The sequence below is a fragment of the Pseudomonas syringae pv. cilantro genome (genome assembly GCF_001293775.1).
Taxonomy (GTDB): domain Bacteria; phylum Pseudomonadota; class Gammaproteobacteria; order Pseudomonadales; family Pseudomonadaceae; genus Aquipseudomonas; species Aquipseudomonas syringae_P.
In genome coordinates this window covers 212,244-238,455 of sequence record NZ_LGLN01000033.1, presented here as the reverse complement: position 1 = coordinate 238,455, position 26,212 = coordinate 212,244, and the positions used below count along the sequence as shown (strand labels likewise).

Here is a 26,212-nt window from a genome sequence, read left to right as displayed (position 1 = left end):
GGCATCACCGTCGCGCTCAAATCATCCACGTGCGGTTATCTGCTATGGATGCCCAAGTCGTGACGCCCGGGTGCAAGATGCGGCTTGAGCGTCAACGCCGGAATTTCATAATCCCCGCCATTCTGGCGACGGAACGGCAAGGGCTGATCACTGAACAGGTTATCCAGCCGAGTTGCATAGGCTGCGCATAACTGATCGAACCGAGCGGCGTCCATTTTGCCGGTTTTATAGATCGGAAACGGTGGCATGACCGTAAAACCCGGATAGAAAAGCACCCCATGCTGGATCGGGAACAGCAGGTCATCCAGCGCACCGTTCACCCCTCGGCCACTGTAATGGGACTCCCATCCGCCCATGGTCACCACCAACATTGCACGCTTTCCTGACAGGTTCCCTTCGCCGTAGCGGTCACCCCAATGGTTTTCGCTGTGTTCGCCGACGCCATAAGCAAATCCACAGGCGTAGACCCGCTCGACCCAGCCCTTGAGGATCGCTGGCATCGAGAACCACCAAAGGGGAAATTGAAAGATGACGGCGTCTGCCCAAAGCAGTTTGGCTTGCTCTTCCTCAATGTCTGCCGGTTGCGTGCCGGCGGCAAATACACGCTGCGATTCAATGGCCGGGTTGAACGGGTTTTCATCGTCGTAGCCTGGGGCGTCGTCCGGGTCAATGGGTGCTTTCCAGCGCATGGCGTACAGGTCTGAGACCTTGACCTCGTGACCTGTGGTTTTCAGGTGAGCAATCGCGAAGTCCCTGAGCGAGCCATTAAGCGAACGGGGTTCAGGGTGGGCGTAAATCAGCAGAATCTTCATGAGGGGCTCCAAGTGGATGTGCTCCTCACCGTAACGACGAATCCGCTATGCTAGAAATGAATTTCCGAAACATGTGGTATTTCCATGCACAATACCTTACGTCGTCTGGATCTTAATTTGCTGGTGACGCTGGATGCGCTGTTAGCCGAGCAGAACGTTACACGGGCGGCGCGTTTGCTCAATCTCGCCCAGCCGACCGTCAGCCTGCAACTGGGTCGATTGAGAGAAATTCTGGACGATCCATTGTTACTGCCCGGCCCCCGAGGCATGTCGCCTACCGAGCGTGCTCGTGAGTTGCGCGGGCCACTGCGTGAAGCGCTGGTTGCTCTGGAAGGCGCGCTGAGCCCTGTTGCCACTTTCGAGCCAGCGCTGTCGGAACAGACATGGAGGGTTGCTGCCAGTGATTACGCAACTACAGCTTTAGTCTGGCCATCGTTGGCGCTGCTCAGACGCTTGGCCCCAAAAACCCGTTTGGCGCTGTTGAACAAACATCCCATCGGCCTTGCCAATGACCTGGAAAACGGCCAGCTCGATCTGGCGTTGCACACTCGCGACGAAGCGCCGCCAAAACTGCGTCAGCGGTCTTTGCTTCACGAACGCTATGTGCTGGCAGGGCGGCGCGGTCATCCCGCTTTGGCGACCAAGCTATCGCTCAAAGCGTTCTGTGGCCTTGAACATGCCGTTATGTCACCGAATGGCGGTGGGTTCGTCGGGAGTACTGACCAGGCGCTGGCAGCTAAAGGTCTGGAACGACGAGTCGTATTATCAGTGTCTAATTTCAACTCGCTCATCTCGGCATTGGCGCACAGCGACCTGGTTGCGGTGGTCCCGGAAAGGCTGGTGCGAGATGAGCCCACACTTCATGTCCAGGCGCCTCCACTCGTCATTCCGGGTTTTGAAATGCTCATGCTATGGCCCGAAAGACTGCACCGGGATCCCGCCCATAGGTGGCTACGCGAACTCATCGCCTCGACGCTGGAAACAGATTCCCATGCAGAGATTTGATTGATGTTACTCCCCCATCACCTAGTCATCGCATCGATGCGTAGTACTCTTCAACTGGCCTGTGCAAGCCGGTTGAAGCGCCACTCACGTCAGGTCATGCAGGTCCTTGCCCAGCGCAGGCATCACTTCGAAATGTGAAAACACCACTTCAAGCCCTCCCCGCTCCGGGCTGCAGCACATCGGCCCGATGTTATAACCCTCGCTCAGCGGGAATGGTGCCAGACGCAGCAATGGCCAGCGCAGCCCGTCACTGGAATGCTGAATGCGCAGTACGCCCTTGGCGACCGTCACTCGCAGCCAGAGCCCTGATGAGGAGTCATCGAACGCGCCCGTGGCCCAATCCGACTGCCCGCAGGTCAGAACGCTACCCAGCATCAGGGCACCATCGCTGACCTCGACGCCCGTTTTCACCCAGTTGCGCTCGTCGACCCGCACCATCAGGCCCGCCTGGTCATACAGCGTCTTGAAATCACCCTGCACATGCACCTGCGCGGTGAAATCACCTGTCACGGAAACACCCAGAAAATGCCCGGTATCCCGACAGAAGCCATAGTGCGTCTGCTGCCAGAAATCGGTTTCGGGGTCTGTGATGACAGTCAGGCGCTGGTCCTTCACGCTCCACTGCCTGGGTTCGTTTAGCCAGATACTGTTGTCGAACATGCTGCCTCCTGCGTGGGTTTGATGCTGAGGGTAGGTTATTGACTGGCAAACACGATATCTCTGGTCGTTCGATAAGACACGCAACCCTGTCACTGCGCCGTCATTGACACCCCGCTCACCAAAAAACAGCATGCATCCAAACTCACACACCGGAACGCACTCATGGGCGACAAGAAGAAGCTGTTGCTGACAGGCGCAAGCCGTGGGATTGGTCACGCCACGGTCAAGCATTTCAATGCCGCAGGCTGGGAAGTGTTCACCGCCTCCAGGCAGAACTGGGTGGATGACTGTCCGTGGGCAGAAGGGCTGCTCAATCATATCCATCTGGACCTGGAAGACATCGATAGCGTCAGCGCGAGCATGGCGGCGATCAAGGACAAGCTCGGCGGGCGCCTGGATGCGCTGGTGAACAATGCGGGCGTGTCACCGAAGACCGAGGAAGGCGGCCGGATGGGCGTGCTGGAGTCGGATTACAGCACCTGGATCAAGGTCTTCAACGTCAACCTGTTCTCTACTGCACTGCTGGCACGCGGGCTGTTCGATGAGTTGAAAGCGGCCAAGGGCAGCATCATCAATGTCACCTCGATTGCGGGCTCCAAGGTGCACCCGTTTGCGGGGGTCGCCTACGCCACGTCGAAAGCGGCGCTGTCGGCATTGACCCGCGAGATGGCCTTCGATTTCGGCCCGCATGGCGTGCGAGTCAACGCCATCGCGCCGGGCGAGATCGATACCTCGATCCTGTCACCCGGCACGGCGGAGATTGTCGAGCGCTTGGTGCCGATGCACAGGCTGGGCAAGCCCGAGGAAGTCGCCTCGCTGATCTACTTTCTGTGTACCGCTGGCGCGTCCTACGTGAACGGTGCGGAAATTCACGTCAACGGCGGGCAACACGTCTGATTCACCGGGAGCCGGGAATACCTTCCGGCTTGCTCCGAATACCCAGACGACTGATCCACACCGACGCCACGATCACCCCGCCGCCAACCAGCAGGCGGGTGAGGTCTTCGTGCTGGTTCCAGATCAGCAGATTGATCAGCAGGCCGAGCGGCACATGCAGGTTGTTCATCACGGCAAGCGTTCCGCCGTTGACCATGCACGCGCCTTTGTTCCACCAGTACATCCCCAGCGCCGTCGAACACAGGCCGAGGAACAGCAGCACGATCCATTGGGTCGGCGCATCGGGCAGGTGTTGCGGGTTACCGAACATCAGGAACGCAGGCAACACCACCGCCAGCGCGCCCAGGTAGAAATAGCCGAAACGTCGATAGTGCGGCAAGTCGCTGGGATGCCGTGCAACCAGATGTTTGTACAGCACCTGCCCGGCGGCGTAGGTGAAGTTGGCCAGTTGCAGCAGCAGGAAACCACCGAGGAAGTCGCCATCCAGGCCGTCGTAGCGAATCACCCCCGCCCCCAGTACCGCGACCAGAGCTGCCAGCAGCGCCCATGGATTAAAGCGCCGGTTCAGCGCGTCTTCGATCAGGGTCACGTGCAACGGCGTGAGGATGGTGAACAGCAGCACCTCGGGCACCGTCAGCACCCTGAAGCTCAGGTACAGGCAGACGTAGGTAACGCCGAATTGCAGCGCGCCGATCAGCAGCATGCCGCGCATGAAGCGCGGCTCGACCTGACGCCAGCGCGTCAGCGGAATGAACACCAGCCCGGCCAGCACCACGCGGACCAGTACCGCAAAGTAGCTGTCGACGTGCCCCGCCAGATAGACACCGATCAGGCTGAACGAAAACGCCTGAATCAGTGTGACAAACAGTAGATAACCCATGCCGCCCCCGATTTTGAAGGGCGCGACCATAGCGGTTTGCAGGCGCAATTGTCCACCAGCCATCCCTCTATTTCTGACGTCAGCCGGTCGGCGCAATACATTTCGACCGCCATAAATACGACAGCCATTGGATTGACGATTATCGCTACCATTTCGACGAAAATATAAACCATATCGCGCAACTTTTCTTGTGCGAAAGGTCTTACCCTTCGGCGATGCAATATTGACTTCCCCACCTGAAACCTTCGCCGCCTGGAGCAACCCCATGATATTCAACACAAAAGACTTCGGAGCACTGGGCGACGGGATCACCGACGATACGGCCGCCATACAGGCCACGATCGATGCGGCGGCAGCAGCGGGAGGTGGCGAAGTCGCTCTGGGGGCTGGCACTTACATCGTGTCCGGCGGCGAAGAGCCTTCCGACGGCTGTCTGATGCTCAAGAGCAACGTCACTCTGTCGGGCGCGGGGATGGGCGAAACGATCATCAAGCTCGCCGACGGCTCGGACACCAAGGTGACCGGCATCGTGCGCTCGGCCTACGGCGAAGAAACGCATGACTTCGGCATGAAGAATCTGACCCTGGACGGCAACCGGGACGCCACCACTGGCAAAGTGGACGGCTGGTTCAACGGCTATATTCCGGGCTCTGACGGCAAGGACTCGAACGTCACGCTCGACAGCGTCGAAATCAAGGACTGCTCGGGCTATGGCTTCGACCCGCACGAGCAGACCGTCAACATGGTGATCAAGAACAGCGTGTCGCATGGCAACGGTCTGGACGGCTTCGTGGCCGACTACCTGAGCGACAGTGTGTTCGAAAACAACGTGGCGTATGACAACGATCGCCACGGTTTCAATGTGGTCACCAGCACCCACGACTTCACCCTGAGCAACAACATCGCCTACGGCAACGGCAGCACCGGCATTGTGGTGCAGCGCGGCAGCGAGAATATTCCGTCGCCCGCCAACATCACCATCACCGGCGGCGCAGTCTATGGCAACGGTGCCGAGGGCGTGCTGATCAAGCTGTCCAGCCAGGTGTCGGTCAGCGGCGTCGATATTCATGACAACGGCAGCGCGGGCGTGCGCATTTACGGCAGCACCGGGGTGGATGTTTTCGACAACACGCTGAGCAACAACTCCCTCGGTGCTCCGGTACCAGAAATTATCATCCAGTCCTACGATGACACTTCGGGCGTTTCCGGCAAGTTCTTCAGCGGCAGCGACAACCTGATCCGCGGCAATGTGATCACCGGCAGCGACAACTCCACTTATGGCGTTGCCGAGCGTAACGAAGACGGCACCGACCGCAACAGCATCGTGGGCAATACCATCAGCCACACCAGCAAGGGCCTGACCCTGGTCTACGGCGATGGCAGCTTTGCCGGCGACGCGTTCCCGCTGATCACCGTGCAAGGCACTGAAGCCAACGACATCATCACGGGCAGCGCAGCCAACGAGCTGATTTTCGGCCTCGCGGGCAAGGACACCCTGAACGGCGGCGCAGGCGACGACATTCTGGTCGGCGGTGCGGGTGCGGATAAGCTCAGCGGTGGCGCGGGTGCCGACACCTTCCGCTTCGATCAGTTGACCGACAGCTATCGCACCGCCACTGTCAGCGCGACCGACCTGGTGTCCGATTTCGACATCAGCCAGGACCGCATCGACCTTTCGAACCTCGGCTTCACCGGGCTGGGCAGCGGCAAGGCCGGAACACTGAACCTCAGCTACAACGCGACCCTCGACCGCACCTACATCAAGTCGCTCGACGCGGACAGCGGCGGCAACCGCTTCGAGCTGGGGCTGAGCGGCAATCTGAAAGACACGCTGAATGCCAGCCACTTCATGTTCCAGCGCGTTATTGAAGGCACCGCAGGCGGCGATACCCTGACCGGCACTGAGGGCAACGACCTCATCAACGGCAATGCAGGCGTGGACCGCCTAAACGGCGGCGCGGGTGCGGACACCCTCACCGGCGGTGCCGATGCCGATATCCTGACCGGCGGCGCCGGGGCGGATCTTTTCATCTACACCTCGCGGCTGGACAGCTATCGCAACTACAACGCCAGCGGCACCAAGCAAAGCGACACCATCACCGACTTCAACACCGCCGAAGACCGCATCGACCTGTCCAGCATCGGTCTGCGCGGGTTGGGCGATGGCAGCGCCAACACTATTTACCTGTCGGTGAATGCTGATGGCAGCAAGACCTACGTCAAGACCAACGCCGTCGACACCACCGGCAACCGCTTCGAAATCGCACTGGAAGGCAACCTGCTCGACAAACTGAGCGCGTCCAACTTCATTTTTTCCAACACGTCGGCCACCAATCAGGCTCCGGTGCTCAATACGCCGCTGATCGATCAGAACGTGACCGAACTCAAGGCGTTTTCCTACGCCGTGCAACCCGGCAGTTTCAGCGACCCGGACAGCACCGCGCTGACTTACAGCGCGACCCTGGCCGACAACAGCGCCCTGCCCGACTGGCTGACATTCGACAGCAAGACCCTGACCTTCAGCGGTACGCCTGGCGGCACGGCATCCGGGTTGTACTCAATACTGCTGACGGCCAGCGACGCCACCGGCGCTTCGGTGGCTGACAGCTTCGCCATCAACGTGGGCAACGTCGCGCCGGGCACGCTGACCGGCTCTCAAAACGCCGAAACGCTGTACGGCACCGAGGGCGACGACACGCTTCTGGGCCTGGGCGGCGACGACACGCTGCGTGGCGATACCGGCGCCGACATCCTCAACGGCGGCGCAGGCCGTGACACCTTGTACGGCGGAGCGAATGCCGACACCTTCATCTACAGCACGCTCACCGACAGCTACCGCAATTATGAAGCGGGCGGCCTGACAGCCACCGACACGATCGCTGACTTCACCTCCGGCCAGGACAAGATCGACGTCTCTGCGCTGGGCTTCGTGGGGCTGGGCAGCGGCGAAAACCACACGCTGTACATGACCCTCAACGAGGCGGGCGACAAGACTTACGTCAAGTCTGCAACGCCCGACGCCGATGGCAATCGCTTCGAAATTGCCTTGAGCGGCAATCTGATCGATACCCTGACCGAAGCCGATTTCGTGTTCGGTCAGCGTGAATCCCAGGAAATCCTCTACCTGCCGACACTGGGTCAATCCAACGCGCGACTGCTGCGCATGACCGAAGACGATAACCAGTCCGGCACCTCGGAGATGGTCAAGGACCTGACCCGTTACACCGATTACGACGTGCGCAGCCAGTTCAACGATGCCAACGGTGACCCCATCGACCTCGCCGTGGGCGGCAGCACCGTGGTTGGCTACTCGACCGGCACGCAGGAAGAACAGCGTGTTTCCTGGTGGCTAACCGACACCGATCAGCCGGGACCGGCACTGCTGCGCGCCACCGAACTGCTCAAGGCCCAACTGGCGACGCTGAGTACGCTCGATCAAGTCACCACCGGCATTGTCTGGAGCCAGGGCGAAGAAGGCGCTCAGGAAATAGCCCGCGCCACCGACAAACAGGCGGCAGCCGATTTGTACAAAGCGTCGACCCTCAAAGTGTTCGACTACCTGCACGCGCAGATCGGCGACTTCACGGTGTACATGGTCGAAACCGGTCATTACCAGACGGACGCGGCCAGGGCCCGCGGTTACACCGAGGAAAAAATCAGCGCTATCGTCGAAGGCGTGGGGTATGTGCGCAATGCGCAGGAAGCCATCGCCCATGAGCGCGCCGACGTCAAGCTGGCGGTGGATTACAACGATCTGCCGTTGCGCTATGAGGTCAACCCGCTGGTGTACCCCGATGACGTCTGGCACCTGCATGAAGAGTCCGCCGAAATAGTCGGTCAGCGGCTGGCCGATTTCATCGCCAACGACCTGGGCTTCAGCGGCAATCCCGCCGACAACAATAATCCGGCCGATATTGTCAGCGGCGGTCAGAACGAAGGTGGCAACATCTTCGGCACCAGCGACGACGACACACTGGTTGGCGGCACCGGCAACGACATTCTGGACGGTGACCAGGGCGCGGACGACATGACAGGCGGCGACGGCAATGACATTTATGTCGCCGATAACGCTCTGGACACCGTCACCGAAAGCAACGATTCGCCGTCGCAGATTGATACCGTGGTGTCGTCCGTCAGCTGGAAGCTGGGGACTAACGTGGAAAACCTGATGCTGACCGGGTTTTCTGCCATCAATGCCACGGGCAACGCGCTGAAAAACGTCATCACCGGTAATGCGGCCAACAACATCCTCGACGGCGGCACGGGCGCTGACCTGCTCACGGGCAGGGACGGCTCGGACAGCTACGTCGTCGATGACGTAGCTGACCGGGTGGTCGAAACCGCGACTGACGCCCAGACCGGCGGCATCGATACGGTGTACAGCTCACTGGCGAGTTACACCCTCGGGGCCAATCTGGAAAATCTGGTGATCACCAGCAGCGCCGCCGCCAACGCCACCGGCAACGCGCTGGACAACATGCTGTATGCAGGCGCTGGCGATAACGTGCTCGACGGCCGCGATGGCAATGACACGGTGTCTTACCTGTTCGCCACCACCGGCGTCACGGTCGCGCTGAATACCAGCGCTCAGCAGGTCACTGGCGGCTCCGGCCTGGACACCATCAAGGGCACGGAAAACTTGACGGGCAGCCAGTTCGCCGACTCGCTGACCGGCAACAAGAACGCCAACGTTTTGATCGGCGGCGAAGGCAATGACACGTTATCGGGCGGCGCAGGCGACGATGTGCTGATCGGCGGTTCAGGTGCGGATACGCTGATTGGCGGCACCGGTGCTGACCACTATGTCTTCAACAGCATCGACGAGGTGGGCCGCGACGACTTGCGTGACATCATCAATGGCTTCAAGGTGGGCGAAGGCGACAAGCTGGACTTCTCTGCCTTCGATGCCCGGCCGCTCACCGATGACGCGGATGCTTTCGTGTTCATCGGCAATGCTGCGTTCAGTGCCGCTAACACAGGCGAGCTGCGCTTTGCCGATGGCATGCTGTACGGCAACATCGACGACAACGTCGGCGCGGATTTCGAAATCCAGCTGACCGGCGTGCAGAGCCTGCAGGCGGCTGACGTTATCGTCTGAGAGCGACCACGTTCCGCGCTCACGGTCGAATATCAACTATCGTGCGACGCTCTGCGTCGACATCCAGTTCTGGACGCTCCGCGTCCGATCTTGAGTGTGCGGCGCGGTGCAGATTTGTGAATCCCACCCGCCAAAATCTCACTTCAAAATCAACGTTTCGATCAAAAACGCGAAGCCTCTCTCCCCCTCATCCATAAATTTGTTTTATCCATAAGAGCGCTCTACTCTCAGGCTGGCTGACAGGTGAGTCTGATGCGCAACTTGATAATGCTGCGATTGAATTTGGACGACACGTCAACGCTCTTGCCTGCCCCCACCTGCACACGCCGGGTGCGCGGCGCTTCTGGCCCATTGGTGAACACTACTGAACATCTGGCGTCTACGTCACCGTAGTTGTTGACGGTGATCGCCCCGGTGTCGTGATAGACATCATGGGTTGCGTAGTCGATCTTCACGTCCTGGTACTGCTTTTCCACTTCGATAGGGTACGCAAACGCTGTGACAGGCAACATGACCAGCAGTAAACAACACAGTCGATTCATTCGGCGGTCTCCGGGACGGGATTGTCAGAGTAGAACAATAGCCAGCACATTAAAGAGGAATTACAGCATGAAAGCGCCCCGCGTGACGCTCGACCAGTGGCGCACGTTGCAAGCCGTTGTCGATCATGGCGGTTTTGCCCAGGCGGCCGAAGCCTTGCATCGTTCGCAATCATCCGTAAGTTATACCGTGGCTCGCATGCAGGAACAGCTCGGCGTGCCGCTGCTGCGTATCGACGGGCGCAAGGCTGTGCTCACCGAGGCCGGCGGCGTGTTGCTGCGTCGCTCGCGGCAACTGGTCAAGCAGGCCAGCCAGCTGGAAGACCTCGCCCATCACATGGAACAGGGCTGGGAAGCCGAGGTGCGACTGGTGATCGACGCGGCCTACCCATCGGCACGGCTGGTCAGGGCGCTGACCGCGTTCATGCCGCAAAGCCGCGGCTGCCGGGTTCGTCTGCGCGAAGAGGTGCTGTCCGGGGTCGAGGAAGTGTTACTCGAAGGGGTCGCAGACCTGGCCATCAGCGGCTACAGCATCGCAGGCCATCTCGGCACGGAAATGAGCTCGGTCGAGTTCGTCGCCGTTGCCCACCCGGACCACGCACTGCATCAGGCCAATCGCGAATTGACCTTTCAAGACCTGGAAAGCCAGTTGCAGGTGGTGATTCGCGACTCAGGCAGGCAGCAGCCGAGAGATTTCGGCTGGCTCGGCGCCGAACAGCGCTGGACGGTCGGCAGTCTCGGCACGGCGGCGACCTTTGTCAGCAACGGCCTGGGTTTTGCGTGGCTGCCCCGGCACATGATCGAACGCGAGTTGCGCGAAGGGCTGCTCAAGCCCCTGCCGCTCGACAAGGGTGGCGTCCGCAACCCGACGTTCTATCTTTACTCCAGCAAAGACAAACCGCTGGGCCCGGCGACGCAGATTCTGGTCGACCTGATCCGCGGTTTTGATACCGCACCACTGACTGCTGCGCTGCCAGCACCCCGACACGCCTGACAGGAGTAGGCAGATGGCGTTCTTCGAACATGACGAGTGCACGCTGCACTATGAAGAATACGGCCAGGGCGAACCGGTCCTGCTGCTGCACGGCCTGGGGTCCAGCTGTCAGGACTGGGAGTACCAGATCCCGGCGCTGGCCGCGCGCTATCGCGTCATCGTCATGGACCTGCGCGGCCACGGGCGCTCGGACAAGCCCCATGAGCGCTACAGCATTCAGGGCATGAGCAACGACGTGCAAGCGCTGATCGAACATCTCCGACTCGGCCCGGTGCATGTGGTCGGCCTGTCGATGGGCGGCATGGTCGGCTTTCAACTGGCCGTCGATCAGCCGGCGTTGCTCAAGAGCCTGTGCATCGTCAACAGCGCGCCGCAGGTCAAAGTCCGAAGCCCGGGTGATCTCTGGCAATGGGCCAGACGCTGGACGCTGTCGCGCGTTGTCGGCATGGCAACCCTGGGGCAGGCCTTGGGCAAGCTGCTGTTTCCCAAACCGGAGCAGGCCGAGCTGCGGCGCACGATGGCCGAGCGCTGGGGCCGGAATGACAAGCGCGCCTACCTCGCCAGTTTTGACGCCATCGTCGGCTGGGGCGTGGAACAGCATCTGGCGCGCATCACTTGCCCGACCCTGGTCATCGCGGCAGAGCATGACTACACGCCGGTATCGCTCAAAGAGGATTACGTGAAACGCATGCCTGACGCCCGACTGGTCGTCATCAGCGACTCACGGCATGCCACGCCGCTGGATCAGCCTGAGCGATTCAACCGCACGCTGCTGGAATTCATCGACAGTACCGGGGTCTGAAAACCGTGTGCGGATCGTTCGCCTGCGGCAGCGCAGACCTTGGCGAGGCAAAAGCTGGGCAAAAAAAGCCAAACGTGCTTTCCTTGGCGGCCACAGTCGATATCTCTCAATGAAGGACGTGTTGCCACATGCTGAAAAAAATCGCTCTCACCGCCTGCTCCGTGCTGTTTGCCGCCAACCTGATGGCAGCTCAAGACAAGGCCACGCATGTGGTATTCGACACCAGCTTCGGGCAGATTGAAATCGAACTGGCAGACACCAAAGCGCCGCTCAGCACCGCGAATTTTCTGGGTTACGTCGATAGCGGTTTTTACAGCAATACCATTTTTCACCGGGTAATTCCGGGCTTCATGGTCCAGGGCGGTGGCTTCACCCGGCAACTGGTTCAGAAGCCCACCAAGGGCCCGATCAAGAACGAGGCGCAAAATGGCCTGCATAACGTGCGCGGCACGATTGCCATGGCCCGTACTTCGGACGTGAACTCGGCCACCAGCCAGTTCTTCATCAACACCAACGACAACGCGATGCTCGACAACGGTGCCCGTGACTTCGGTTATGCGGTATTCGGCAAAGTCGTCAAAGGCATGGACGTGGTCGACAACATCGTCAACGCCCGCACGAACAACCAGAAAGGCATGCAAAACGTGCCTGTCGACCCGATCCTGATCAAGTCCGCCAAGCGCGTCGACTGATCGGAAACCTGTACCGCACGAAGCCTTTCCGGCCCGTGCGGCGCGGCCGGGACAGCCTCTATTTATCAAGGAGAGCCCACCCTGCGTGGGTCTGATAGCCAATGCTTTATCGTCGTTTTGAAAAGCTGATCGACATCTTCAAAGACGCTCCTACCGCCGCCCCGCCCAATACCGTCTTCGCGTTTTATCTGTACTACCTGCGTCAGGTATGGCCGACTTTCACCGCGTTGCTGTGTGTCGGGCTGATCGGGGCGTTGATCGAGGTATCGCTGTTCAGCTACCTGAGCCGCATCATCGACCTGGCACAAAGCACACCGCCCAAGGACTTCTTCAGCATTCACGGCTCGGAGCTGATCTGGATGATGGTCGTGGCCTTGCTGCTGCGCCCGATCTTTGTCGGCCTGCACGACCTGCTGGTGCATCAGACCATCAGCCCGGGCATGACCAACCTGATTCGCTGGCAAAACTACAGCTACGTGCTCAAGCAGAGCGTGAACTTCTTCCAGAATGACTTCGCCGGGCGCATCGCCCAGCGCATCATGCAGACCGGTAACTCGCTGCGCGACTCGGCGGTGCAGTCGGTGGACGCGCTGTGGCATGTACTGATCTATGCGGTCAGCGCCATGGTGCTGTTCGCCGAAGCGGACTGGCGCCTGATGATTCCGCTGGGCACCTGGATCGCAGCGTTCATCCTCGCCCTGATGTACTTCGTGCCCAGAGTGAAACAGCGTTCGGTGGATTCGTCCGATGCCCGTTCCAGGCTGATGGGCCGGATTGTCGATGGCTACACCAACATCACCACGCTGAAACTGTTCGCCCACACCAATCACGAACAGCAATACGCCCGCGAGGCGATGCGCGATCACACCGAAAAAAGTCAGCTGGCCGGCCGCGTCGTGACCTCGATGGACGCCACCATCACCAGCATGAACGGCGTGCTGATTGTCACCACCACCGGGCTGGCGCTGTGGCTGTGGACCCAATCGATGATCTCGGTCGGTGCAATTGCGCTGGCCACAGGCCTGGTGATTCGTATCGTCAACATGTCCGGCTGGATCATGTGGGTGGTCAACGGCATCTTCGAGAACATCGGTACGGTGCAGGATGGCCTGGAAAGCATTTCGCAACCGGTCACGGTCAACGACCGGCCAGGCGCCCTGCCGCTAAAGATCGACAAGGGCGGCGTGAAGTTCGATGGCGTCGATTTTCATTATGGCAATGGCAACGGGATCATTCACAACCTCAACCTGGACATCAAACCGGGTGAGAAAATCGGCTTGATCGGGCCTTCGGGCGCGGGCAAATCGACGCTGGTGAATCTGCTGTTGCGCATGTACGACGTGCAAGGTGGCAGGATTCTGATCGACGGCCAGGATATTTCCGAGATTACGCAGGAAAGCCTGCGTGCGCAGATCGGCATGATCACCCAGGACACCTCGCTGCTGCACCGTTCGATTCGCGAAAACCTGCTGTATGGCAATCCGCACGCCACCGATGAACAGCTCTGGGAATCCATTCACAAGGCCCGTGCCGACGAGTTCATTCCACTGCTGTCGGACTCCGAAGGCCGCACCGGCTTTGATGCTCACGTCGGTGAGCGCGGCGTGAAACTGTCCGGCGGTCAGCGCCAGCGTATCGCGATCACCCGTGTGCTGCTCAAGGACGCACCGATTCTGATCATGGACGAAGCCACCTCGGCGCTCGATTCCGAAGTCGAGGCGGCGATTCAGGAGAGCCTGGAGACGTTGATGCAAGGCAAAACGGTCATCGCCATCGCCCACCGCTTGTCGACCATCGCCCGGATGGATCGGCTGGTGGTCCTGGAAAAAGGCCAGATCGCCGAAACCGGCACTCACGCAGAATTGCTGGCCCGTGGCGGGTTGTATGCCAGGTTATGGCAGCATCAGACGGGTGGATTTGTAGGGGTGGATTAATATGGGGAGGCTGCTGGCCTCTTCGCGAGCAAGCGAAGCGTCGCCCGGCTCGCTCCCACAAGATCCTCAGGGGCAGTGATCCATTTGCTACTCCGCCTGCCGATACGGCAACGCACTGCGCGCATCTTCTGCATACGCCAGCACGCCCGCTCGCTCCTGCTGCAGAAAGTCGCTGACCGCATCCTTCAAGCCAGGATGCATGAGGTAGTGCCATGAACGGGTGATCTGTGGTTCAAAACCGCGGATCAGTTTATGTTCGCCCTGCGCACCGGCGTCGAATCGTTGCAGGCCGTGGGCTATCGCGTAGTCCATGCCCTGATAGAAACAGGTCTCGAAGTGCAGGCGGTCGAATTCAGCCAGACAGCCCCAGTAGCGACCGTAGAAGCTGTCGCCACCGATCAGGCTGAAGGCCATGGCCACCGGGCGGGAACCTTGCAGCGCGATGACCACCCGGATCGACTCGGGCATGCGCTCGGCCAGCAGGCTGAAGAATTCACGGGTCAGGTAAGGCGCCTGCCCACGGACTTCGTAGGTGTTGGAGTAGCACGCATAGACGAAGTCCCACAGCACTTCGGTCATCTGCGCGCCTTGTAGCCATTCAAACGCGATGCCCTGCCCCGCCACCTGTTCACGCTCTTTGCGCATCTGTTTGCGCTTGCGCGAACTCAATGCGTCAAGAAAGTCCTGAAAATCCCGGTAGCCACGGTTATGCCAGTGGAACTGGCAACCAATCCGCTGCAGCCAGCCCGACTGCGTTTCAAGCAAAGCATCGGCAGCCGGGTCAGTGAAATTCACATGGGCGCTCGACAGCCCTTCGCTCTGCAGATACGCCGGCAAATCGCTGAGCAGCTCCATGCCGCCCTGAGGCGTTGCAGACAGAATGCGCGAGCCGCCGACCGGGCTGAACGGCACGGCCACCAGCAGCTTGGGGTAATAAGCAATGCCAGCACGGCGACAGGCGTCTGCCCAGCCGTGGTCGAACACGTACTCGCCGTACGAATGCCACTTTCGATAAGCCGGTAACGCCGCCACCAACTGATCGTTTTCGTAGTGCAGTATATGCTCGGCACGCCAACCGGAGCGCGGTCCGAGGCTGCCGCTGTCTTCCAGCGAGCTGAGAAAGGCATGGCGCAGGAACGGCTGATTGCCCGGCACCAGTGCGTCCCATTGAGCAGGCGCGACGGTGCTGAGGCTGTCGATAACGTGAACGGGCATGCAGGTTCCCCGGTGAGCAGACGTTGTGAAGAGTATCCCTTATTAAGGCCTTATGTTCATCGTGGTCGAAATCTGCCTGGAAAGACTGATCGCGAAGTCATTGACTGCCTGCTCACGCTCTTTGGCGATTTGCGCAATCTGATCGAGATACTGCTGATCGGACTGCTGGTTCGGCGGCAGTTCATCCAGGGCGGCGAGGCGCTGGAGAAACGGCATTTTTACCGGCTCGAAATCGGGGGCATAACGAACTTCCAGATAACTCATCCAGAACTCCCTGGCGACCAGCGACTCGAAAAACGCCCGAGTGCCTTCGCGGGTGGTTATTTCAGTGTACGCAGCATCCAGATCCGTATCAGTGACCCGCGCCATGTTGCTGAACAACATGGTCCTGGGCTGACCGGGCAGCTCGAGTCGCGCCTGCAGACCGATGCGATAGGTCAACCGCACTTCCGCTTCATCCACGGGCTCGCGCATTTCCTGACGACGCGCGATGTCCCGCCGGGCAATTTTTTCCAGTTGATCCAGACGGTCCAGGCTACGGCTCATTTTGAACAGCGCCAGAGGCTGCGCGGCTTCAGACGCGGACGACATGATCGAGAACAGCCGTACATGAATCTCCATATCGCCAAATATCAATGCCAGTCCATCGCCACATGTCTGAGGATGTGCAGCCAGATCGAATAACTGAAGGCGCAGCTCCCTGCTTGCAGCGGCCGACGTGATCATCGCCCAGACGCGTTCGGTGAGCTCTTCCCGGTTGTTGGAAAAGTCAGCCGAGTGCGTCAGATCACTCAGCATCTGAAAGAAATCCGTAGATCCGGTGCTGGCTCGCAGGTCTTGCCAAAGCGTTGTCCGGGCACTCATCCGCTCACGATCAAGACCGGCGAGCCATGGCGTGCTGTCTGGCCCGGCCGCAAGCGGCTGACGGTTCGGGGTAACAGTAACCCCCCAGCGCGATCGTAGCCTGCCATCGCGAAACAGCCTGATATGCGCCAGTGTCGGGGAACTCAGCGGGTTGCCGTTCAGGTGCAGGTGAAGGCGGGAGGAACTGAGCGAGCGATCGATGTTATCCAGTTCATCGAGCGATATTTCCGAGATGCGGTTATCGCGCAGATCGATACGAAGCAAATCAGACCGTAACCAGTTCCATCGGGGTAATGTTTCAATACCCGTGCTGCGCAAAAACAGCAGGCGCAATGAGTTGATTGCACTGATGCTCGCGTCGGCGCCAAGCGCGCAAAAGTTAAGGTCCAGAATCTCCAGTCGGTTCAGATTTCGCAAAATAGTGTTGGACGCTTCAGTCCACTGCAAAGGGTTATGGCTGAGTGACAACTCTGCCAGCAGGGTCATGTGTGCTATCGACTCCGGCATGGATTGCAGATTATTGAAGTCCAGACTCAGCGATCGCAAGTTGCTGAAATTTCTCAGCAGTGCGTCCGTTTGCGATTGAGTCAGCTGCATGTTGCGCGCTTTCAGGACTGCCACATGCGCAAAGCTGGCGGCGATGTCCGGTATTTCTCCTACGCGTAGATTGTCCAGATCGAGCGCATAGCCTAAAAACTCACCCTGAAAGTTTCTGCAGTGCACGCTGAGTCTTCTCCAGCATCCGTGAATGCGCCTCGTCGCAACTTCTCTCGCAGTGCGCAGCGCAGAGAACGGCGTTTCATCTACCCAGGCGCCCAAGGTGGTCTGAAGGTTGCTCAGCTCATCGGCGAGGCTGCGCAACCTTTGCCGAACGAAGCCCTGCAACTGCCCGGCGGCTCCAGTATGTTCGGCACGCAACTCGCTCAGAAAGCTCGCCACCTCGGCACCGGAAAAATCCGGGTACAGACTTTTTACCGCAAGCTCGGGCGAATGACTGAAAGCACCGATACCCAGCCGACGAAAGAAACCGCGCAAGCGCCCGCTCATGGGGTAACCCGTTCGACCATCCGGTAAACGCTGCGGCCATTTGAGCCCGGGCTTGATCGGTTGCATGCGCAATAGCTCAGCAACCCGGTCACGTCGGCCCGATGCGATACGCCCGGACAGACTGCGCAGTTGCTCCGCGTCCGCATTCAGCGGCAACTCGAGATTGATGCGCGCCTCATCAGTAAGGGTGTCCAGCAGGGCACTGAAAAAAGGCTGATCGGCGTCGCCGATGGAATCGCCCGAGTGGCTGAAGCGCTGAAACCCCTCCCCGGTGCTGACCAGAATCCGGTGCACGGCGCCGGCCTGGGTGCTTTCAAGGTTCGCGATTTCATCCCCTTCCAGCGTGTCCTTGAGCAGATCGATGGAAATATCACCGCGCCAGCCCGGCAGGTCTCGCAACAGACCAAGCCCTGCAACATAAGTGTCGGGATTGTCGGTCGAATTGCGATAGAAACCCTCGATAGCGCGGTTTATCCTCAGTTGCTGCTGATACTCTCGAGCGTGCTCGGCGAGCTCCAGAGGGATTCGTTTCTCTGAAGTCATCCATGCTTTGTCAGCGTCACTCGCCATGCTGACGAGCTCAAGGGCGACGCTGTCCGGCAGTCTGCCAAAGTCGCGCTGGAGCAGTTCGACAAGCGGATCGCTGCTGCGATTCTCCAGTGCCTGAACACCGGCAAGCAGTTGCTCCACATGACGCTCAGCGTAGCTGGCCAGATGATGCTTCAAGCCTTGAACCCGAGCGGTTTTGTCTGTGCTGCCGGTGCCGGTCAGAAGCGTGTTTTCATCGGGTGTCAACCCTTCCAGCAATTGCTCCAGCACCTGGGTCAAGTTGCCTGTCGGCCCCACCGCATGAGACGAAAGCGTCATCTGCGAGCCTGCGTTCCAGGCATCGAGCATGTTCCCGTCAGCATCGACCAGCAACAACCCCCGATCCGTTCGCCAGCGCGGCGACGAAGCCAGCAGCTTCATCCATGGCTGGATGTGCGCGACCGAGACTTCCGGCAGGTCGTCGGCCTTGAGTGCCTCAATGCAGCCTTGCAGCTCCCGCTCGATCCCCACGCGCTGGATGGCATCGTTCAACAGGGCTGGAGGCTGCAGGCTTTCGACGTGTATCTGGCGCAACACACCTTCACTGGTGCCGGTAATGCGCATGACTTTGTGGATTTCGTCCTCGGTAAAGGCATCACAGGCCGGGCTCAGGCGCCGGAACGCCTTGACTTCATCCCAGCCCATAGGATTTTCCCATTCGTGGTGCCAGATGCCGGCACCATTGTGTTTCAGCTTGGGCGCGTATGAACGCTCATCCACCGGGTGCTTGATACGCCAGTTGACACCGGCCGCATCCGCTTCGACGCGATACAGCTTGCCGTCCAGAGGCAGCCAGGTCTTGCCGTCAAACTCGTAGAGCCCCAAGGCATTGACGGCCAGCCCCTCAGGCAGGCTGACCGTATCCGCAAAAGCCTTGACCGAAGGTTTTCCAAGACGGATCGATCCGTCCACCCTCTTTTGCACCAGGCTTTCAATGAACATCGACGGTTCAAGGCGCGCCACTGCGCCCGCGACACTTCCCAGGACCAGCATCTGAGCAACGTTTTCGCCGATGTCGTAAATGTGTTGCATCGCCTCTTCCACTTCACCGTGGGTCCAGTCTTCGTAGGCCACGAAGGCTGCACTGGCAAGCTGATAGATCGCAACCACGGCCATGACTTCGCCCAGCACCGGCACAAACAGCCCGGCCGCGTTGAGTACGTTCATGCCGTTATCTTTCAGGCTTTCAAGCAGGACATCACGGGCTTGTTGATCCGCCTGCGCAGACGGCACCGCAATGGCCCGTGAATCGCCATAGGTTTTAGCCAGCAAATGTTCGTAAAGCAGCTCGCAGGGCGGCTTCGAAAAGGGCTGGGTCTGCAACAGCAGGTCGGCGTTGACGTCCAGCGTGTGCGCCGGGGCGGGATAGAGCCGCGATTTCAGCCTGGAAAAGAACTCCGGACTTTGGCTCAGGCTGATGAAACGGCTGAAATAGCGCCGATAACCTTCGCTGTCGAGCGCTTGCACGAGGCTGGCGTTGAGGGCCTGCAGCGACGCGTACTGCTTGATCGGGTGTGAGGGCTCCGACGGCAGATAGACAACGCAAGGCCCGCTGTCCGGGTCGGGAAGATTCTGCTGAATCAGCAGGGCACCGTGTAAAAGGCAGCCCGAAAAAGCGTAGGTATCGAGCATGTGCAACTGACAGTAACGCAGGCCTTTGCCATCCCAGCGTCGCGGATCGGCAGGTTTCACCATGTTCAGCAGCATCTGATAAGCCGCCTCGGTAATGTCACCTTTCATCATGGCAGTGTGCGCGAGCACCTCGACAGCATCACGCTCACAGCCGATGAAAGCAGCCGCAACCGCTTTTGCAGCATCGGGCGTGGAAGGCTTGAATATGCTGTTCAGATGAGTCTGATAACGGGCACCCAGATCCAGGTCGTGGCAAAAATCAGCGAACTGTTCGAGGTTGATATTGAGGCGGTCCTTGTATTCGACCTTGTACCTTCGTTCAGCGCTGTCGATCAGCCAGTACCGCAAGCCACCTGTGCGCAGAATTGCCGAATAAGGATCGAACCGGCTTCGATTGCTGCTCGCAAAGTTCTGCAAGGCGGCCTGCAAAAGTGTCTGTTCAAGGGGCGCAGGCTTCCAGGCACTGTCGTAACGCCAGGTCATCAACTGGAAGGCTTCAACGTCCAATGCGAGTTTGAAGCGCTCGGAGAACGCCTGCGACAGCAGCGGAGCGGCAAATTTCTGCGCCGATATCAGGCGATTACGGATGGGCTCCAGCACATGCCAGGAGCGCATGCTGTTTTGCTGGCTGGCGTGCAGGGCCTGACGCAACGCTGCCGGTGCGTTCAGATACCAGGCCGGCAGATTGTCACGGATGAATTGGGCGTTGGGATGGTCGGCTTCGAAGGGCGCAGCGTCGAGTTGCTGTGCGGGAAGCTGCGTAGCAGGCGCTGCCTGCGTTTCAGGTGCGATGTTGACAGAGAACATGATCGATACCGGCGATAGCTTCGTGAAAAGCCCATACGATAGCGACCCGAAGGGGTGCATGTGACATAGCGGGATATGACATGACCGGTAGCGCTCTTTGCCAGGGTCTGCTCCCGTTTCATCGCGGCCGCGATGAAACGGGAACAGACCCTGGAGCGCTAATGGTCGGGCGCACTCAGCGTTTGCGTAGAATCACGCTGCCGATCGAATAACCTGCGCCGAACGAACTGAGCACCGCCAGCGCGCCTTTGGGCAGATCGTCCTGATAGGTGTGAAACGCAATGACCGAACCGGCCGAACTGGTGTTGCCATAAGTGTCGAGAATGACCGGCGCCTCTTCGATGCTGGCATCACGGCCCAGCAGCTTCTTGGTGATCAGGTGGTTCATGCTCAGGTTGGCCTGATGCAGCCAGAAGCGCTTCACGTCACTGATGTTGATGCCGTTGTCCTGCAAATGCGCACTGACCAGCTCGGCCACCATCGGGCACACCTCACGAAACACCTTGCGCCCTTCCTGCACGAACAGCTTGTCCGGTGCATTCTGGCCCTGATCCGAGGTGCGGTTGAGGAAGCCGAAGTTGTTGCGGATGTTGTTGGAGAATTTGGTCAGCAAACGGGTGCTGACGATATCAAACTGGTAAGGCGAGGTAGCAAGGTCGGCCCGCTCGACCACGACTGCGGTCGCACCATCACCGAAGATGAAATGGCTGTCGCGGTCACGGAAATTCAAATGCGCGGTGCAGATCTCCGGGCTGATCACCAGCATGGCGCGCGCCTGGCCAAGCTGCACGCTGTTGCAGGCAGCCTGAATACCGAAGGTTGCCGACGAACAGGCCACGTTCATGTCGAAACCGTAGCCTGCGATCCCCAGCGCTTCCTGAATCTCGATGGAGATTGCCGGATAGGCCCGTTGCAGGTTGGAGCAAGCGACAATCACGCCATCGATGTCTGCAGCCGTTTTGCCTGCACGCTGCAACGCCTGCTCGGCGGCTGCAACCCCCATCTGGCAGAGGATCGACCATTCGTCATTGCTGCGTTCCGGCAGGTTGGGCCTCATGCGCTGCGGGTCGAGAATCCCCTGCTTGTCCATCACGAAGCGGCTTTTGATGCCCGACGCCTTCTCGATGAACGCGGCGCTGGATTCGCTGAGCGCTTGCACTTCACCGCGCTCGATGGCCGCTGCGTTCTCGCTGTTGAACTGTGCAACCCAGCCATTGAAAGACTGCACCAGCTCTTCGTTGGAAATGCTGTTGGCCGGGGTAAACAGGCCTGTGCCGCTGATGACGACGTTGTGCACGGTCGTTCCTCTTTTATTGAGTTGCAGGTAATGACCTGCTCAGGCACGGCATGCGAAGGCCCGCGCTTTGTCGGGGCCCACACGCCAGTGCAAATGTAAAAGCGGCTCACAACAACGAGCAGCATTTCATGACACGGTGAAGACAGGCGCGGAGTGTGCCATACAGCCCGGTTTTAGCGCTATCGGCCAATGAATATAGCCCCGATAGCCATCCGCTAAACCGCTGACCGGTGGCGCAACATCAGCCCTCTACCTGACTCCACTGCTTGCTCAACCGTTTGTCAGACACCGGCATTCGGGTGCCCAACTGCTGGGCGAACAGCGACACGCGGTACTCTTCCATCCACCAGCGATACAGCGCCAGTTCCGGGTCGCGCTTGCCTTCCTGAGCATGCTTGTCGGCGCGCGCCTGGTATTGCGCCCAGAGGCCCGCCAGCTCGATGCTCCAGACCCGGTCCTTCTGCACCTGACCGGGCAGTTTTTCCAGACGCATTTCGATAGCCCTGAGATAGCGCGGCAACTCCTTGAGCCAGACCGCCGGTGTTTCGCGGACAAAACCGGGATACACCAGCTTGCCGAGCTGCGCCTTGATATCGTTCAGGGCCACCGCCTGGGCCAGGTCAATCTTGCCCTTGAAGCGCTTTTGCAAACCGTGCCACAGCGTGAGGATTTCCAGGGTCAGCTTCGCCAGCCGCTCGGCATGCTCGGTCCAGTCAGCACGCTTGCGCTCGGCCAGCGACAGCAAGCCGGCACCGTCGCGCGGCAGTTCGGCTTCACCTTCCAGCACGCAACTGTCGAGACTGGCCAGCAGAATGTCTTCGATCAGCGCATCGATACGCCCCAGCTCGCGATACAGCAGGGCCAGCTCGGTCTGCCCCGGCAGCTTGTTGCGCAAGAACTTCGCAGGCTCGGCCAGTTGCTGCAATAACAAGCGCTGCAAGGCACGCCGATGCTGATACTCGGCTTCGGCCTGAGTGGAGAAACGACCTTCCTTGACCGTTCCGCCCTCTTCGACCAGTGCCGGATAGACCGTCATCGACAGCCCGGCAATGTTTTGCTGCGTCTTCTGCGCCACCGGGGCGAAGACCTTGGCCTCCACCGGCTGCTGATGTTTCGCGCTATGCGGCACTGCCAGCGCCGCCTGGCTCGCTTGCGCGAAACGCGCCGTCAGCTCGGCCAAATCACGCCCTTCGCCGAGAAACTTGCCGTGACCGTCGACGATTTCCAGATTCATCTTCAGATGGCCTTCAAGCTGTTGCGCCGCCTCGGCCCAGGCTTCGTCGCTGACTCGCGCGCCGGTCATGCGCAGCAGCTCGCGGCCCAGCGCTTGCGGTAACGAGCCTTCAGCGAAAGTGATGCGTTGCAGGGCCGCCTTGATAAAGTCCGGAACCGGCACGAAGTTCTTGCGCACGGCTTTGGGCAGGTTGCGGACCAGCGCAATGCACTTGGTCTCCAGCAAGCCCGGCACCAGCCATTCAAGACGCTCGGCGGGCAGCGACAACAGCAAAGGCGCCGGCACCCGCAGGGTCACGCCGTCGCGCGGATGATTGGGCTCGAAGTGATAACTCAGCGACAGGCTCAGATCACCCAGGCTCAAGGTGTCCGGGTACTGGGCTGCGGTGACTTCACTGGCTTCGCGGGCCAGCACGTCTTCTTCGCGCATGATCAGCAGTTGCGGGTTTTTCTGGCTCTCGGTCTTGTACCAGCTGTCGAAGGTGGCCGTCTGATGAATCTCGGCCGGAATGCGTGCTTCATAAAAGCTGTACAGGGTGTCTTCGTCAGCCAGAATATCGCGCCGACGAGCCTTGGCTTCCAGCTCGTCGAGCTGTTCCAGCAAGCGGGTATTGGCGCTCAGGCACTTGGCCCGGGACAGGATATCGCCACGCACCAGCCCTTCACGAATGAACAGCTCGCGCGATATCACCGGATCGATGGGCCCGTAATGCACCGGACGACGACCGACCACGATCAGGCCGAACAGGGTGATCTGCTCGAACGCAACCACCTGCCCGCGCTTCTTCTCCCAGTGCGGCTCGAAATGGTTCTTTTTGATCAGGTGCCCGGCCAGCGGCTCGATCCAGTCTGAATCGATCTTCGCGACCATGCGCGCGTACAGTTTGGTGGTCTCGACCAATTCGGCAGTCATCAGCCACTGCGGACGCTTCTTGCCCAGCCCGGAAGACGGGTGAATCCAGAAGCGTCGCTGACGGGCCCCCAGATAATCGCCCTCGTCGGCTTTTTGCCCGATCTGGCTAAGCAGGCCAGACAGAATGGCCTTGTGGAATTTCGGGTAGTCCGCCGGCTCCTTGTTGACCGTCAGTTGCAGGTCGCGACAGATCAGGCTCAGTTGCCGATGGGAATCACGCCATTCGCGCAGGCGCAGGTAATTCAGAAAGTTACGCCGACACCAGTTGCGCAACGGGCTGGCTGTCAGCGTCTGGCGCTGCTCTTCGAAGCCGCGCCACAGATTGACCAGCCCGGCAAAATCCGAGTCGGCATCCTTCCATTGCGCGTGGGCCTGATCCGCCGCCTGCTGGCGTTCGGGCGGCCGCTCGCGCACGTCTTGCACCGACATGGCGCTGGCGACGATCAGCACTTCTTGCAGGCTGCCCTGTTGCGCCGCTTCCAGCAGCATGCGCCCCATGCGCGGATCGACCGGCAGGCGCGCCAGTTGGCGACCCAGCGGGGTCAGCTGATTCTCGCGATTGACCGCCGACAGTTCCTGCAACAAGTTGAAACCATCGCTGATCGCCTTGCCGTCGGGCGGCTCGATGAACGGAAAATCGGTGATCTCACCCAATCGCAGATGCAGCATCTGCAGGATCACTGCCGCCAGGTTGGTGCGCAGAATCTCGGGATCGGTGAACTCGGGACGACCGTTGAAATCCTCTTCGCTGTACAGGCGCACGCACAGACCTGGCTCGACCCGCCCGCAACGGCCTTTACGCTGGTTGGCGCTGGCCTGGGAAACGGCTTCGATCGGCAGACGCTGAACCTTGGCGCGATAGCTGTAGCGACTGATGCGCGCCGTCCCGGTATCGATCACGTAACGGATACCCGGCACGGTCAGCGAGGTTTCCGCAACGTTGGTGGCCAGCACCACGCGACGGCCGGGATGCGACTGAAAGATGCGCTGTTGTTCGGCGGGCGAAAGGCGTGCATACAGCGGCAGAATCTCGGTGTGCCTGAGCTGAGCCTTGCGCAGCACCTCGGCGGCATCGCGAATCTCGCGCTCGCCGGGCAGAAACACCAGCACATCACCGGGGCTCTTGCGCTCGCTGCGTTCGAAGGCTGCCAGTTCATCGAGCGTGGCCAGAATCGCCTGATCGACCGTCAGATCGTCTTCGACGCTGTTGCCCTCTTCGTCCTGCTCACTGGTCAACGGGCGATACCAGACGTCCACCGGGAAGGTGCGACCCGACACTTCGATCACCGGCGCATCGTTGAAATGCTCGGAAAAGCGCTGCAGGTCGATGGTGGCCGAGGTAATGATGACCTTGAGGTCCGGGCGACGTGGCAGCAGGGTTTTCAGATAGCCCAGCAGGAAGTCGATGTTCAGGCTGCGTTCGTGGGCTTCGTCGACGATGATCGTGTCGTAGCGTTCAAGAAAGCGGTCATGCTGGGTTTCAGCCAGCAGAATGCCGTCGGTCATCAGTTTGATCAGGGTATTGCTGTCGCTTTGATCCTCGAAACGCACCTGATAACCGACCAGCGCGCCCAGCGGTGTGCCAATCTCCTCGGCGACCCGACTGGCCACGCTGCGTGCGGCGATCCGGCGCGGCTGGGTATGACCGATCAGGCCATGCTGGCCGCGACCGATTTCCAGGCAGATTTTCGGCAATTGGGTGGTTTTGCCCGAGCCGGTTTCACCGGCGATGATCAACACCTGATGCTTGAGCAGCGCTTCTTTGATTTCGTCACGCTTGGCGGCGATAGGCAGGTTATCGTCATAACGAATCGCCGGCACGCTCTCACGCCGCGCCGTCACCTGGGCGCACGACGCCTGAACCCGCGCCACCCACTGCGCCAGCTTCGCCTCATCGGGCTTCTTGCGCAGCTCGTGCAACTGACGGCGCAGACGATGACGTTCGCTGATCATCGCTTGGTCGAGGTTTTTCAAGAGTTGGTCGATAGAGGGCGATTCGTCGGTCATCAGGCGTGCAGGGTCTTTTTTCAAATGGCAGGTGCGGATTGTCGCAGATTGCGGTGGGTCGTGGGAGCGACCGTGCTTAATCGGTCGGGGTGGTATTACTTCAGCGGATGACTATCGTTACCACTCTGCGTGGTAACGCATTTCTGGACGCTCTGCGTCCGATCCTGAATGCGCGGTGCAGCGCAGACTTGTGACGCGGAGCGTCACGAAAGGCGTTCCCACGCGGAGCATTGGAACGATAATCATCGTGGTCCGAGCCCCGATTCCCGTGCTCATCGGGAAGTGTGTAAGACGAT

The 26,212-nt window shown here is 59.9% G+C and carries 15 protein-coding genes; 7 read left to right on the top strand and 8 right to left on the bottom strand.

The features are described 5' to 3' along the window. Window positions 1–35: 35 nt before the first annotated feature. Window positions 36–812 carry an NAD(P)H-dependent oxidoreductase gene (locus ABJ99_RS08005; RefSeq protein ID WP_054085363.1) on the bottom strand — a complete coding sequence of 259 codons (777 nt, stop codon included), beginning with the start codon at window positions 810–812 and terminating at the stop codon, window positions 36–38. 84 nt (window positions 813–896) lie between these two features. Here ABJ99_RS08005 and ABJ99_RS08000 point away from each other — a divergent pair, with 84 nt between their 5' ends. Continuing rightward, complete coding sequence (locus ABJ99_RS08000; protein ID WP_054085362.1) at window positions 897–1,817, top strand: LysR family transcriptional regulator; 921 nt, start codon at window positions 897–899, stop codon at window positions 1,815–1,817. A gap of 84 nt (window positions 1,818–1,901) precedes the next feature. Here ABJ99_RS08000 and ABJ99_RS07995 read toward each other — a convergent pair whose 3' ends face one another. Further along, a complete protein-coding gene (locus ABJ99_RS07995; protein ID WP_054085361.1) occupies window positions 1,902–2,477 on the bottom strand; it encodes a DUF1349 domain-containing protein in 576 nt (191 codons plus the stop codon). 162 nt (window positions 2,478–2,639) lie between these two features. On the opposite strand from ABJ99_RS07995, the gene ABJ99_RS07990 reads away from it, so the two are divergent. Next, window positions 2,640–3,374 carry an SDR family NAD(P)-dependent oxidoreductase gene (locus tag ABJ99_RS07990; RefSeq protein WP_054085360.1) on the top strand — a complete coding sequence of 245 codons (735 nt, stop codon included), beginning with the start codon at window positions 2,640–2,642 and terminating at the stop codon, window positions 3,372–3,374. A 1-nt stretch (window position 3,375) separates the two neighbouring features. On the opposite strand, the gene ABJ99_RS07985 is transcribed toward ABJ99_RS07990, so the two are convergent. Then, window positions 3,376–4,254, bottom strand: coding sequence for a carboxylate/amino acid/amine transporter (locus tag ABJ99_RS07985; RefSeq protein ID WP_054085776.1), 879 nt, complete (start codon window positions 4,252–4,254; stop codon window positions 3,376–3,378). Window positions 4,255–4,519: 265 nt separating this feature from the next. Between ABJ99_RS07985 and ABJ99_RS07980 the strand changes: the two genes are divergently transcribed. Further along, window positions 4,520–9,352: a M10 family metallopeptidase C-terminal domain-containing protein gene (locus ABJ99_RS07980; RefSeq protein ID WP_054085359.1), complete on the top strand. Its 4,833-nt coding sequence runs from the start codon at window positions 4,520–4,522 to the stop codon at window positions 9,350–9,352. A 227-nt stretch (window positions 9,353–9,579) separates the two neighbouring features. On the opposite strand, the gene ABJ99_RS07975 is transcribed toward ABJ99_RS07980, so the two are convergent. Beyond that, complete coding sequence (locus tag ABJ99_RS07975) at window positions 9,580–9,894, bottom strand: hypothetical protein (RefSeq protein ID WP_054085358.1); 315 nt, start codon at window positions 9,892–9,894, stop codon at window positions 9,580–9,582. Window positions 9,895–9,961: 67 nt separating this feature from the next. On the opposite strand from ABJ99_RS07975, the gene ABJ99_RS07970 reads away from it, so the two are divergent. From ABJ99_RS07970 to ABJ99_RS07955, 4 genes are all read left to right on the top strand, one after another. Further along, a complete protein-coding gene (locus ABJ99_RS07970; protein ID WP_054085357.1) occupies window positions 9,962–10,885 on the top strand; it encodes a LysR family transcriptional regulator in 924 nt (307 codons plus the stop codon). Between the two features lie 13 nt (window positions 10,886–10,898). Then, window positions 10,899–11,687 carry an alpha/beta fold hydrolase gene (locus ABJ99_RS07965; RefSeq protein WP_054085356.1) on the top strand — a complete coding sequence of 263 codons (789 nt, stop codon included), beginning with the start codon at window positions 10,899–10,901 and terminating at the stop codon, window positions 11,685–11,687. A gap of 128 nt (window positions 11,688–11,815) precedes the next feature. Further along, window positions 11,816–12,379: a peptidylprolyl isomerase gene (locus tag ABJ99_RS07960; protein WP_054085355.1), complete on the top strand. Its 564-nt coding sequence runs from the start codon at window positions 11,816–11,818 to the stop codon at window positions 12,377–12,379. Window positions 12,380–12,480: 101 nt separating this feature from the next. Further along, window positions 12,481–14,313: an ABC transporter ATP-binding protein gene (locus ABJ99_RS07955; protein WP_054085354.1), complete on the top strand. Its 1,833-nt coding sequence runs from the start codon at window positions 12,481–12,483 to the stop codon at window positions 14,311–14,313. Between the two features lie 87 nt (window positions 14,314–14,400). On the opposite strand, the gene ABJ99_RS07950 is transcribed toward ABJ99_RS07955, so the two are convergent. The 4 genes from ABJ99_RS07950 to hrpA form a co-directional block, all read right to left on the bottom strand. After that, window positions 14,401–15,528, bottom strand: a complete 1,128-nt coding sequence (locus ABJ99_RS07950) for a GNAT family N-acetyltransferase (protein WP_054085353.1) — start codon at window positions 15,526–15,528, stop codon at window positions 14,401–14,403. Between the two features lie 42 nt (window positions 15,529–15,570). Further along, entirely contained in the window at window positions 15,571–20,466 is a 4,896-nt protein-coding gene (locus tag ABJ99_RS07945; protein WP_054085352.1) for an NEL-type E3 ubiquitin ligase domain-containing protein, read from the bottom strand. A 175-nt stretch (window positions 20,467–20,641) separates the two neighbouring features. After that, window positions 20,642–21,763: a beta-ketoacyl-ACP synthase III gene (locus ABJ99_RS07940; protein WP_054085351.1), complete on the bottom strand. Its 1,122-nt coding sequence runs from the start codon at window positions 21,761–21,763 to the stop codon at window positions 20,642–20,644. A gap of 241 nt (window positions 21,764–22,004) precedes the next feature. Next, window positions 22,005–25,916: an ATP-dependent RNA helicase HrpA gene (gene hrpA / locus ABJ99_RS07935; RefSeq protein ID WP_054085350.1), complete on the bottom strand. Its 3,912-nt coding sequence runs from the start codon at window positions 25,914–25,916 to the stop codon at window positions 22,005–22,007. Window positions 25,917–26,212: the final 296 nt, after the last annotated feature.